Origin of the sequence: Heliobacterium chlorum, from assembly GCF_014502795.1 — a bacterium.
GTDB classification, from domain to species: Bacteria; Bacillota; Desulfitobacteriia; order Heliobacteriales; family Heliobacteriaceae; genus Heliobacterium; species Heliobacterium chlorum.
The window spans coordinates 1-11,629 of record NZ_JACVHF010000043.1 but is presented as its reverse complement, the minus strand read 5'-3'; the positions used below and the strand labels follow the sequence as shown (position 1 = coordinate 11,629).

15 protein-coding genes are annotated in these 11,629 nt (G+C 44.4%); 1 reads left to right on the top strand and 14 read right to left on the bottom strand.

The features are described 5' to 3' along the window. The 11 genes from H1S01_RS18880 to H1S01_RS18830 all read right to left on the bottom strand — a co-directional run. Positions 1 to 1,139: tyrosine-type recombinase/integrase (locus tag H1S01_RS18880; protein WP_188041949.1), on the bottom strand; the 1,139-nt coding region annotated here is incomplete at its 3' end. Between the two features lie 1,352 nt (positions 1,140 to 2,491). After that, positions 2,492 to 2,722, bottom strand: a complete 231-nt coding sequence (locus H1S01_RS18875) for a hypothetical protein (protein WP_188041948.1) — start codon at positions 2,720 to 2,722, stop codon at positions 2,492 to 2,494. Between the two features lie 100 nt (positions 2,723 to 2,822). Next, positions 2,823 to 3,059, bottom strand: a complete 237-nt coding sequence (locus H1S01_RS18870) for a hypothetical protein (RefSeq protein WP_188041947.1) — start codon at positions 3,057 to 3,059, stop codon at positions 2,823 to 2,825. A gap of 506 nt (positions 3,060 to 3,565) precedes the next feature. Continuing rightward, positions 3,566 to 4,174 (bottom strand): hypothetical protein, encoded by a 609-nt coding sequence (locus H1S01_RS18865; protein WP_188041946.1) that lies wholly within the window; start codon positions 4,172 to 4,174, stop codon positions 3,566 to 3,568. Between the two features lie 1,114 nt (positions 4,175 to 5,288). Next, the gene (locus H1S01_RS18860; protein ID WP_188041945.1) at positions 5,289 to 5,450 is read right to left on the bottom strand and encodes a hypothetical protein; all 162 of its coding nucleotides are present in this window, start codon (positions 5,448 to 5,450) and stop codon (positions 5,289 to 5,291) included. Between the two features lie 133 nt (positions 5,451 to 5,583). After that, positions 5,584 to 5,937, bottom strand: a complete 354-nt coding sequence (locus H1S01_RS18855) for a hypothetical protein (RefSeq protein ID WP_188041944.1) — start codon at positions 5,935 to 5,937, stop codon at positions 5,584 to 5,586. A 72-nt stretch (positions 5,938 to 6,009) separates the two neighbouring features. Next, a complete protein-coding gene (locus H1S01_RS18850; protein WP_188041943.1) occupies positions 6,010 to 6,378 on the bottom strand; it encodes a hypothetical protein in 369 nt (122 codons plus the stop codon). After that, positions 6,378 to 6,713 carry a sigma factor-like helix-turn-helix DNA-binding protein gene (locus H1S01_RS18845; RefSeq protein WP_243237441.1) on the bottom strand — a complete coding sequence of 112 codons (336 nt, stop codon included), beginning with the start codon at positions 6,711 to 6,713 and terminating at the stop codon, positions 6,378 to 6,380. The genes H1S01_RS18850 and H1S01_RS18845 overlap by 1 nt, the downstream gene beginning before the upstream one ends. An 18-nt stretch (positions 6,714 to 6,731) precedes the next feature. Then, complete coding sequence (locus H1S01_RS18840) at positions 6,732 to 7,268, bottom strand: AAA family ATPase (protein WP_188041942.1); 537 nt, start codon at positions 7,266 to 7,268, stop codon at positions 6,732 to 6,734. Next, entirely contained in the window at positions 7,268 to 7,483 is a 216-nt protein-coding gene (locus tag H1S01_RS18835; RefSeq protein WP_188041941.1) for a hypothetical protein, read from the bottom strand. The genes H1S01_RS18840 and H1S01_RS18835 overlap by 1 nt, the downstream gene beginning before the upstream one ends. Continuing rightward, on the bottom strand, positions 7,483 to 8,640 hold the full coding sequence (locus tag H1S01_RS18830) for a DNA-methyltransferase (RefSeq protein WP_188041940.1): 1,158 nt from the start codon (positions 8,638 to 8,640) through the stop codon (positions 7,483 to 7,485). The genes H1S01_RS18835 and H1S01_RS18830 overlap by 1 nt, the downstream gene beginning before the upstream one ends. Before the next feature lie 83 nt (positions 8,641 to 8,723). Between H1S01_RS18830 and H1S01_RS18825 the strand changes: the two genes are divergently transcribed. Next, positions 8,724 to 8,981: a hypothetical protein gene (locus tag H1S01_RS18825; RefSeq protein ID WP_188041939.1), complete on the top strand. Its 258-nt coding sequence runs from the start codon at positions 8,724 to 8,726 to the stop codon at positions 8,979 to 8,981. On the opposite strand, the gene H1S01_RS18820 is transcribed toward H1S01_RS18825, so the two are convergent. The 3 genes from H1S01_RS18820 to H1S01_RS18810 form a co-directional block, all read right to left on the bottom strand. Beyond that, the gene (locus tag H1S01_RS18820) at positions 8,978 to 9,892 is read right to left on the bottom strand and encodes an FAD-dependent thymidylate synthase (protein ID WP_207732420.1); all 915 of its coding nucleotides are present in this window, start codon (positions 9,890 to 9,892) and stop codon (positions 8,978 to 8,980) included. The two genes, H1S01_RS18825 and H1S01_RS18820, sit on opposite strands and share 4 nt — an antisense overlap. Then, positions 9,885 to 10,388: a dUTP diphosphatase gene (gene dut, locus H1S01_RS18815; protein WP_188041937.1), complete on the bottom strand. Its 504-nt coding sequence runs from the start codon at positions 10,386 to 10,388 to the stop codon at positions 9,885 to 9,887. Before dut ends, H1S01_RS18820 begins: the two co-directional genes overlap by 8 nt. Before the next feature lie 11 nt (positions 10,389 to 10,399). Then, positions 10,400 to 11,629, bottom strand: a 1,230-nt coding sequence (locus H1S01_RS18810) for an anaerobic ribonucleoside-triphosphate reductase (RefSeq protein WP_188041936.1), incomplete at its 5' end; no start/stop codon positions are given.

The window sequence follows — 11,629 nt, the reverse complement described above, 5'->3', positions numbered from 1 at the left end:
ATTTTATCGATGGCCTGTTTCTTAACGTCCGGTAAGACGTGGCTGTATGTATCCAGCGTAATCCTTATACTCCCATGGCCCAACAGTTCTTGAACCACCTTCGGGTGAACCCCAGCTTCGAGCAGTCGGGTCGCATATGTGTGCCTTAGTGAATGCAGATTGGTCTTCGGAATCTCAGCTTTGGCCAGAAGTCGATGAAACTTCGTGGCAAGGTTACGCTGTGAGACCATCCGGCCTTTCTTTGTCGTAACGACCAACCCGTCGTCCTCATAATCCTCCCCTTCGGCCATCCGTTCTATATACTGCAATACTTGCCACCTTTTCAACTGCCTCACTAGATCTTCGGTTATCGGAATCCTCCGATAGCCGTTTTTCGTTTTGGGCTCTTGGATGATTTGATGAGTTTTATTGGGGCCGTTCTCGTTCTTGACCAGCACGGTCCCCTTGGTCACATCGATATGACCCCGTTCGAGATTGATATCTCCCCACTTTAGAGCCAGCAACTCCCCTACCCTCATCCCTGTTCCGAGCAGCAGTTTGAAAGCGATCCAGAGACGGTCTTCTTCGGCAATGAACATAAATTCCTTCATTTGGTCTAAGGTGAATACGCTTATCTGCTTGGGAGATGGTTTAGGTTTTCTGACGTAATCGGCGATGTTCTTGTTAATCAGTTCATCGTGAATGGCCTGTTTGAGGGCAGTTCTTGCGGTGGTGAGAATCAGTTCAACTGTTCTCGTTGCGAGGCCGGACTGTCTTTTTTCATTTAAGAGCTTCTGCAGTTGTGTCGTTTGCAGCGATTGAATCTTCATGTTGCCCAGTTTGGGCTTCAAGTGAAGCCGACTGATGTACTCGTAACACTCATAAGTCTTGGGACGCACGTTTGGGCGTGCGTACTGCTCCAGCCAGATATCCATCCACTCGCCGAATGTCACGGTCGAGGGAATGATAAAAGTTCCTAACCGGTACTCAACGATAGCTTTGTCTCGCCAGACAAGAGCGTCGGATTCAGCTTTGAAAGTTTTACGAGCGTACTTCGCTTTACCGTTTTCATCTTGGCCGACGTGGACTTGGGCTACATAGTAGCCATCTTTTCGCCGATATACCGAGCCTTGTCCAGGTTTGTTGCGTGTTGATTGCATAAAGAAACACCTGCTCCTTTCGCTGTTTCAGATCAACTGATTTCTAGGAGGCAGGTGTAGGTTATCTCAAAGTTTGGGAAATGGGAAGTCAAAGTTTTTGGATGGGTCTGAAGTTAGTTCGATGCCCTTAATTCCTAAATAACTATTTCGTAGTCACAAATCGTTTCTAACTGAAAAACATCTTTCCAAAACTTTATGTCAAATATTAGATACCACAAGTCAACGTTGGATATTAAAAGTAATTTATCTAGAGGTTGAGGGCGTACCTCCCGCTTTTTTTCATTAAAGATAATACCTAAAGACTGTCGTTGAACAGATGTTAAATTAAATATTTTTAAATTAGTCGAAGTTTTAATTTTACGTCCACGATAGGTGGTAAGATTTGAAATAGATGTTAAAAAGTCTTTTTTTAATAGCTTTACAATTTCCTTTTTGTTGATTAAATAGTTTGACTTCCTGTAATGAAATAACCTTTCTAGTGTAAAAGACATTCTTAACATACCAGTGAATCTATTCATTGTAACTCCGGGGCATACCTTTTTGGTAAAAAGAAAATCATGAATCCAGGTAATAACTAATAAACCGAACTCAATAATAAACGTTAGTTTTACCAAAATCATGAGCAATCCTAATAGTACGTGGTAAATGCTAGTTATTGACTTGTAATTGACAAGTAATAGTCGAACAATAGCCGGTAATAAAAAGTAAACTAATGTTTGCCAAGTTTCAATCCTGGGTGAATTTATTGAAACCCCTAAAAAACCCATCAAATAAAATAAAGTGCAAAACCTTACTAGGAACAGCTTGCTATTTTTCATTCTATTTCCAACACCTCAACTTTTTATTCGATGAAATGTTGGACAAACTTTAGCAAAATTTATCGTCAAGTTTCGGCAAAAATATGCATTGCTCGACATTGAATCGCTAAATAGTAAGAAGCTGACCCAATAAATTCACTTCCTTTTCTCAAAGCATGCTCCCAATATATCGGCGGAAGTATGGTCTTCGGTTTAATTGCTCTTCGAACTTCAACCGGCAATACTCTTCCCGGAGACGGTCCACCTCACGGGATACAAGGATTGCTTGGTTAATTCTACGGGCTAGCAGTAGCCTGGAGGCCTCATGTCGTTTCTTGTGGATTAGTTTCAGAAGTTTATCTGCTTCGCTTTTCATCGTCAGGAATCACTCTCTTCCAACATTTGGCGAGTATTTATTCGATGTGGCGAGGCTTATTTCCTTCTTTTTACATAAAAGCAAAAAAGCGTTCGGCAACAGTGGGGCCGGTGACGCTTTAATAAAGTACTGTTGATATTCTTCGCTTGAACTACCTTGCATTAAAAAAGGAAGCGGCTCTAGTTATAAAATGAAAAGAATACAACAATTACATAAAGAAATATAACAACACCCATCATAATAGCAAATAACTCGTTGGTGGCATCAGTGAGATTCACTAATTGGTCTTTTTTCGCTATACCGTGTAATCCACTTAGAATAATAAATAAGCTTAAATTTATTATGTTAAGAATCGTTACATCCGCTCCAAATAATCTTCGAATAGTATCAGGAGCCAATAACATTAACAACGATAGACTTCCCAAAGTAATCCCAAGGATTACACGTGCTATTGCGATTTGAGTTCGATATCTGAAAAGATGTTTGAAGTGTATTAACATTTGATTTCACCTAATCCCTCGGTTTTGCAAGAGATGAATGATTCATAAGCCAGTAAATGACCATGCCGAAAATCGGAAGTATAAATGAAATACTACCCCACAAAAATGGCGAGATATTTAACGCCGAATAACCAAGTCTTTTTGCGTCTTTATAAACGATACTACAAACCGAGATGTGAGTTACCAGCAGAAAGGTGAAGAATAATGGATAAATAATTACCACCAAGGCTAATGCTAACTCGGACATTATAACCCTCCTAGCGTCAACACTAATTAACCAATTTTTAGATAATTTAATTTACATAATTGTAACATGATGGATTTAGTTTTACTACCCAAAGCGTGTGTCAATTAGCAAAGGCGTGAGATGGTTTTTTATGTTCATCATTTCACAGAATGAACATTGAGTTGAGGACTCACGTTTTTACCAGTTGACTTCCTCCCCATCTAGAGCGATGATGTCGTTGCGGCCCTCCATAACAGCAATCACCAGGATCGCCGCTTTGAACCCGGCTTTCCTCCAATTAAATAGCGATCAAAAGCGGAAGGACGGCTTGCTACCTACCCCTTCCCGTAGATGGATACGATGTCGGTTGTTAAAAGAGTAAAAAGCGTGAGCCTTTCGATATGGTGCCACGCTTTTTGCTTTTTCTAAATCATATTCCCGGTGAATTGGCGATTATATAATATTTTATTTACCCAGCCATAATGCTTCGGCTTGGCATATACTAGTTTATTTGTTCTAAAGTGGTATCAAGCTTTTTTTACTAAAATTTGAATTCTATTCGTATTTAATTCGAGACGCTTTTGAAGTTGTGATGTTATTTCCAGTTCAATTACAGACCCCGGAGATATGTTTTCGAATATGTATTGATAACTAGAAACAACAGTACCGCTTGTAGCTTCAATATGATAGGGAGTATTTGATACTATCCTGAAATGTTCACTATAGCTACCGTTTGCATGTAACTCTTTAAGTCTACCGAGATTTTCAATTTCAACTGGAACCGTAGAGTAAGCCTGTGTTTTCTCAGAAAGAACTATTCTAAAATTTGTTCGATCGATTTCAATCATACCATTCGCCGGAATATTAATATCGTCTAATTTTAAGGAGTATTTCCATAGTTTCTCGGCGACTGAAATTATTTGTTCGTGAGTCATTATTTTAAGTGCTATGTTGTTAAACTCCTTATAAGACTCAAGTTGGTTTTGTAATTCATCAACGGACTGATTAGTTCGATCAGTCATTATTTGATCATTAGAGCTTATCGTTTGTACTGGGGAGTGGGACATAGGGCTACAGGCCGTAATTAGTCCTATTAAGAAACAACAGTTAATAGTTGCTATTATCCTTTTCAACATTAAGATACCCCTCTTTCAAAGAAATCTTATTAATTTTTCGACAGCAACCCGCCATATCCTTCAATGGAATTGTTTGTATTTGCAGCATAAATTCTAAGTCATTTGATGTTGACTTTCTCCCCCACTAGAGCGATGATGTCACTGCGGCAACCGCCCAACAAGGAGGAATGAATATCGAGCAATATCGCCCCCAACAAAAATTAAAAATTTAATTCCGCAAATGATTTTTTACCGTCTTAAAAATCAACACGACACGCATTTTGATTCATATATCACACATTGAGGCCCAGTGCATGACGGGCCAGCAGTTAGGGGGAATGAATATCGAGGCATAACCGGCTCCACAAAAATAAAAAATTAAATTCCGCAATGATTCTTTATCGTCGAATCAACACGACACGCATTTTGCTTCACATAATCTCATCTTGGTCGAGTGCATGATGGGCCGGATAATAAGGGGGAGTTTTATCGGGTGATGGCTGGTTCCTTCAATTAAAGACAGCGACGAATCAAACTCGAGTCCGCAGAGGAGGTCTGCCTATCTGGAGAATATCGGTCCCGCCATTACTCTCAATACGAGGGAGGTCGATAACGCCAAAAGCTGAACCATCAGTTCTTGGAAATCGAATATGGGAAGCGTTGCTTCACGGTTGGGTTATGAGTTCCGGTTGGGGTCCACTGATGATGACCGCAGATTCTGATTCCCCGGTGGATTACGACGGCAGCGTAACCTGCAAATTATTCTAAGTAAATATAGTTCTTAGAACATCTTGCAGGTTTGCGAAAGGCACTACGTCCAGTCCGACTTGGCGAAGTCCGGCCACGTTACCAAAACCATCAGCCATGGCAGTTTGCGGTAAGCCATCAGCGAACTTCGCCCATACCACAGAGAGGCCAGTCTGCCCAAAAAGACGATAGGCGACTTTGTCCGGTAATCATGGAGGGTAGTCTGCCCTAACAACCAACAGCGAAGTCCGCCCATCCATACCTGAGGATACGTCCGACCACTTACCAAGCGAGGGTTCTCTAATCTAACAACCGTCGCTTATTTGGCGTGGGCTTTTTTAGTTATCAAAGAGCGAAACAGCCCCCGTTGCCGGGGGACTGTTGGGCGTTATTCTGCCTGTTTGGGCTTACTCATGTTCTCGTTGAGCTTCTCGATGTTCTGGTTCAACCGGGCCAGTTGTTCGGCGATGGTGGCTAGGGATTCAGCAATTTTAGGAACATCCCGTTCGTAGAACTTTCTGCCCATTCCGGTTTGATAGAATTCTGTCATTTTCATTACTCCTTCGATTTTACGAGTTCCGAGGTAGTCGTAGTATATCTAGGAGTAATAATCTAGTGAAGCGGACAAAAGATTCCATGTTCGTGGGAGAGGATCGCTATTAGGCGTTCCCCCCTCTCCCATATCATTGAAGAGAAACAAGATAAGCCCCTACCATCAAGAAAAGCCCACCTATCCATCTGACCGTAGGCACATACTCCGAAAACACCAGCCACCCAACGATAATTCCAAGGAAATGAATGAGCCCTTGTGCCGGGAATGCGGTACTGAATGGGACCATTGTTAGCAACTTGAACCACACTGGCAAAGCGAGTGTAAGTAAAACCACGCCACCAAGGATACCGGGAGACGTGGCGGCTTTGAGTAAGTTTGCAAACTCAAAACCGCCCATTCTGTCTAACTCCAATCGGATAAGGGTCTGCCCTGTTAAAATTAGAGAGATGTTCAATAACAGCAGCAACCATGCTTTTAGACTCATTGATCCACCCGTTTCTGAGGAGCCCCCTCGAATATCGTTAAGATATCCGTTCCCCATTCACGATGCATATAATCATGCGGTTCTTCTACACTTATCGCGGTGCTTAAACCTAACACCAACCCGTTTCGTTTCAACGGAAAAATTGCCGACTTGCTCCAACGGTATCTCTCTATTCGAGCGAACCTTCCATTGAGCTTCATTGAGTTCTGGATATTCGGTTTTACTCACTTTATCTGGCTGGTTTTTGGAATCTCGAAGGATGTAGTTTGTTAGTCGCTCTAGTTGACGGTCATTGGGTACCTCGCCGACTTGTTTCACATACGCTTCAATTAGATCATCTACTGCCTTAACCCGCCATTGAACCGGCATTTGTTGGGTAGTTAAAAGGTCTACAGCTTTCGCGAAGGAAGCTTTATAGTTCGATTCTATTGAAAATACCATCATGCCACCTCTTTCTCTTCATTGACCTGAGCGATCCGTTGAATTGCCGAGCGAACATGCTCACTGACGGCCTGTTGTGAGATGTTCATCCAATGGGCAGCGTCCTTTTGAATGAAGTCGTTAATGAAAACGAGCTTCAACGCCTGCTTTTGCCGATGTGTCAAGTTAGCTACTGTAATGGATTGTGCTAAGTCCAGCAATAACAAACTAGCGTCGTAATCTCCCCTTAGGAATCGGGATTCCCGGACATGGTGCAGTTGGGTGAGCAAAGCATAGATTCCCCGTTCACTGTCTAATGGATAGGCATCATCCAATCGCCGTTCCTTGGAAGACAAATCAATTACTTTCCCCAGTTACGCCACCTCCTCATTTATATGAAGTAAAGCATTGTCGATTAAGCAGTGCAGTTCTTTCAGAGTACCTTCGTTAGTAATCTCGAAATCCGCGTCAAACTCATCGACGGCCTTTTCGGTTTCATGATTAAACTGAGCCAAGTCAATCGGCTCACCCAATCGCTTAATTCGCCGAATCCGGGTGGTTGCTGAGGAATTGATTTTTACCACTTCAAAACCAGCTTCCAGCAAGGAGAAATATTCATTCCATTGGCGAAGGTCGGTAATGACGATATCATCATCCGGGCCGGTTTCTCTTTCGATTTGACGTAATACATAGTTCACCCACACGTCGGGGTCTACATCACGTAAGGCTTGACCGACATTTTGATACAAAGCACGGGGTTTACCGTCTTCATCAGAGTTGGGGAACAGTTCTTTGCAGAGGTTGCGAATGGCGTCACCGAAGGCGAACTTTCTGAACCCGTAATGATTCACCAAATAATCCGATACAGCATCCTTACCAGAACGCATTTTCCCTGTTAAAGCGATTTTCATTATGCAATCTTCCTTTCAGAATGTTGTTTATCGATGGCTTCCCATTGTTTGAGAAGGTTGAGTCTTTTCGCCAATCGTTGATAATACTCAATGTCTTGTTGTGAAAAACTGTGAGACTTTCGCAGTCTAGCCATGCCATTCACGAAGGTTATGAACAACCGGGCCTCCCCTTCTGCCAACGCCAGAGCCCTACGGTAATCAATCACTTTCCTCATCAGCACGCCCTCGCTCTTGCCACTTCGGCATAGTCTTCTTCGCGTTCAATTAATATGAAGTTAAATCCATTCTTTCGTGCTGCGACCGCTGTGCTACCGCTACCGCCGAATGGGTCAAGAACGATGCCGCCGGGTGGAGTAATCAGTTTTATCAGCCATGCCATGAGTTCAACGGGCTTTACGGTCGGGTGATGGTTACGACTTTTTACCGGCTTCCGTTCACGGCCGTCCATGGTGTACTTGCTGTTTATTACGCCACGGCCTGTGCCGGGATAGGTGCGCCGTTCTTCGAGGTCGACGACGTTACCTTGCCAGTCACTGTTGCGATCTTTCTTGCTGGACTTCTTTGAGATTTCTTTGGGAGTGATATTAAAGAATTGGCTGTACCACTCGCCTTCATCTGTGGTCACGCAGTTGGCCGGGAATCGTCCTTCTTCTGTTTGGTAAGATGGAACTCGGCAGTCTCGGATGTTGATTGCACCCGTGCCGTGCTGTTCAACATTCTCGCAAGTGTTGCCCTCCATGGGCTTCCTTGCCATTATTACCGGCTCATGTGCGGGCTTGATCGATGTACCCCAACCATCCCATTGCTTAGCGAGGTCTGTCGCTGGCTCGGTAATATAATGAACGATCTTCCCTGTCTGTTCCCCAGCGAACAGCGACGAGCCATACGCCCTGCCGTGGCCGTTACGCTTATCAGGAACTTCCCGTTCACCGATGATATGCCGTTCCACCCTAGCTCGTTTATCGAAGGCCTTACTTACATCCATGCTTTTGGGGAATCCGCTGGTGTACAGCCATTCAATAACATCGCGGATTTCAAAACCTGCCATCCGAAGGGCGACGGTCATGAGGTCTTGGGTACGCGTACCAGAGAAGCAGAGTATATGACCGCCGGGTTTCAAGACGCGATGAACCTCTCGCCAGACGGCGGGTCCCGGGACGAATGAGTCCCAGGTTTTGCCCATGAAGCCTTTGTTTCTGTGAATATAGTCCTCACCGGCCATCCACTTCGAGAGAACTTCACAGACATTCGGTTCTTTCGAGAGGCCATACGGTGGGTCGGTTACACAAGAGTCGATGGAGTTGTCGGGTAAGGATTTAAGGACTTCAAGGCAGTCACCAGTATGGACATTGTTGGTTTTTGGTTTTATCATCAGAAAATTACTCCCTCTATCAAAATAAAAACAATTACAACGAGAAAAGCTACGTATAAGCCTTTCTTTAGGAGTGGAAGTCATTGAGGGAAGAATTCGAAAAACTAATAACTACCCAAATCACTCTGATATTGCTAATAATTGTTATTTATACTGGTACGGGTTCATTAATCACCGGAATTATTAGCTTTATTGCAGGCTGGAACCTATCCATTCCCGAATTGTTATTAATAGGATATTTGGAGTTCTTTGCATTGTTGTTACTGAAATCATTTATACTAAGAAACGAATTAGAAGAATTAATCGACAGTAAAGTCGAAAAGATTCAAGCCGATGATTAACTCGCCTTATCCCACATCGTCTTCGGCAACTTCCCCACGGTATCCATCAGCAACTCATACACGTCCAGGTCCATCACATCGGCCTGGGCGTTGTTGTTTTTAGCCACCAGTTGCCTTAGGGTCGATCGCTGTTCCCGTAACTTCCTCATCGCCTGGTTATGCCCCTCGATATGGGGACCGTGGTATTCCCGCAAGGTATCCCACTTCTCGGTGTCCAGAGTGCGGACAGCCTCAAACATGGAATTAACTACATCGCGAGTTTCCCCTTGAGCGCCTCGTTCCCAGATCCGCTGCTTGAACACATTCTTCACCAGAGCCTCCTCGGAAAAATCCAGCATGAACGGCGGCATCATTACGCCTATGGGATACAGCGATCGGATAGCTTGCAGGGATTCTTCGGGATGCTCTTTTTGAAGCTGTTCACATTGTGCTAGTTGATCTTCCATCATCCGATGGTATAGCCAAGGATCCTTTGCTTCATTGGGAATCACAAATCCCCAAGGTTTATTCACTCGGAATCCACCAGCTATTCGGCGGTTACGGATGGTGTAGGTGATAAGGTGATCATAGACCGTCTTGCTCACGCCGATGTAAAGGAAGGTAACGGTCTCACCACGGATAGGCTCATATGAATGACCAGCCTTGACCATGCCATTGAGAAATCGATCGGTATTGTCCATATCGTCATACTTACCCAGATACAGAGCCGATGCGAAAGCACTGGATTTCCGGCCTTTGTCGGTAGCTCGCAAGGCGATGACCCGGCCATGTTGGATGGGAGTAAAGCCTTGCTCGACATAGTTTTCATTGATAAAATGCTCTATCTGGCGAATATCGTTGAGCCGTTCCGGTTCAAGATGAACACGTTCGTTCCAACAGATAGGATTTAGGTCAATTGTAAATCTAGGCAATCGCTTTGCTCCCTTCTGTACCGGTATGACCGAATCCGCCAGAGCCACGTTGAGTTTTTCGCAGTGATTCATGATCCGTAAATTCAACATTGAATAACACAGGCTGAAAGACCAGTTGGGCAATTCTATCCCCTTGACGAATCCGAAACGGATCGTAATCAAGATTTATAAGGATAACTCTGATTTCACCCGCATAATCAGCATCAATGGTTCCCGGTGAATTTAACACAGTTATCCCTTCTTTTAACGCCAACCCGCTACGAGGTCGAACTTGAGCTTCTATACCTTCCGGTAGTTGTACGGCAATACCTGTCCGAACCAAGATTCTTTCCCCTGGATAAACCACGAACTCTCCATACCCTAGCGTTTTTTCGATATTGTGAATCTCATCTGGAGGTAACATACCTAACGCATGGAGATCAAAACCACTGGAAAACTCCGTTTGTCGTTGCGGAAAAATTGCATCTCGATGAAGACGAATGATTTCAATACTCAATCTGGTCCCTCCTACCCTGCTTGCTGCAGTTCATTAAATTGCCGCTTCGGATACTCATAATTCTTCCGAACATCTCCCCATGAAGATACCTTTGTGAAGTAACCGATCACTCGCGTCATGTAATCAACAATCGGCTCTCCACAGATTGGGCAGTTCTTACCGGTCCCCACTATGGACGTATGACCTCCAGTGCAAACCCCGAATCCATAGTTGATGGCAAAGTGTTCGACTCCCTCTGATAAGGAAATCAGGATGAGTTTCTTCATTATAATAGGGTCGGTAATCCGCTCTTGAACATTGAGATGCAGGATGCCTCCGCCGCTTACGTGCTTCATAAAACGACCGGTCAAGTGAATGCGATCGGTGGTCCCCATATCGGCGATCAAGGGAACATACTGATTCGAGTACAATTCAAAGGGCTGTAGCTTCCGATATAACAGCCGATCCTTTTTTGCCAACGTGACAGCTGTGCTTTCCGCAGGGATTTCCTCGGTGTTGAATGAATGACCTGTTTCTCGGCTGAAGATTTGGGCGTATTCCTCTGTCCGCTTCAGTACCTTTTCGGTAAACGCCTGACCCTCATTGCTCTCCATCGGCATCCCCATAAATTCACACATCTCGTACTGACCATGGATTCCGATGGTAGAGAACAGCATATCCAGCGAGAACCAGCCGAGCGGTTTGAAAAACTTGAGGAAGCCTTTTTCTACCCGTCGACGTAGTATTTCTTCCCGGTGAACCAACAGCAGATCCCGCGCCATTCTCGCCCTACGATCCAACAGCTCGAAAAAATGCTTTTCATCACGGGCATCTAATGCCAGCCGTGGGAAGTTGATGGTCACCACCCGATGGGAGCCAATGTTGAGACCGCCGTTCCCGAAACTGTCGGCTCGATAACTCATCCGTTCGGTATCGTTTACATAACGACAGCACATTGCAATCTTGGAACCTTCATTGGCGTAGATATTCAGCACGCCGAGCTTGACGTTAATGCGGCTGATAAAGTCCAAGAAATCTACATCTAATGGCTGCCGATTTTCACCAACACACAGGTTCGCCGTCATAACCGGGAACCGGTATGGCAGGCCGGTTGCAGGATCACCGTTGGCAAAGAACTCAGCGATGATCTTTTGGATTTGCATGACGTACTCGATATCCACTTCTGAGCCATCGGGGTAGCGATATTCGGAGAACAGTTTCTTCAGGTTCTCACGGTCAAAGATAGATACGTTAGAAAACGG

Coding starts and splice junctions, on each gene's coding strand:
- H1S01_RS18870 (WP_188041947.1), bottom strand. CDS start 3,059: ATGTCCGAGTTAGCATTAGCCTTGGTGGTAATTATTTATCCATTATTC.
- H1S01_RS18865 (WP_188041946.1), bottom strand. CDS start 4,174: ATGTTGAAAAGGATAATAGCAACTATTAACTGTTGTTTCTTAATAGGA.
- H1S01_RS18860 (WP_188041945.1), bottom strand. CDS start 5,450: ATGACAGAATTCTATCAAACCGGAATGGGCAGAAAGTTCTACGAACGG.
- H1S01_RS18855 (WP_188041944.1), bottom strand. CDS start 5,937: ATGAGTCTAAAAGCATGGTTGCTGCTGTTATTGAACATCTCTCTAATT.
- H1S01_RS18850 (WP_188041943.1), bottom strand. CDS start 6,378: ATGGTATTTTCAATAGAATCGAACTATAAAGCTTCCTTCGCGAAAGCT.
- H1S01_RS18840 (WP_188041942.1), bottom strand. CDS start 7,268: ATGAAAATCGCTTTAACAGGGAAAATGCGTTCTGGTAAGGATGCTGTA.
- H1S01_RS18835 (WP_188041941.1), bottom strand. CDS start 7,483: ATGAGGAAAGTGATTGATTACCGTAGGGCTCTGGCGTTGGCAGAAGGG.
- H1S01_RS18830 (WP_188041940.1), bottom strand. CDS start 8,640: ATGATAAAACCAAAAACCAACAATGTCCATACTGGTGACTGCCTTGAA.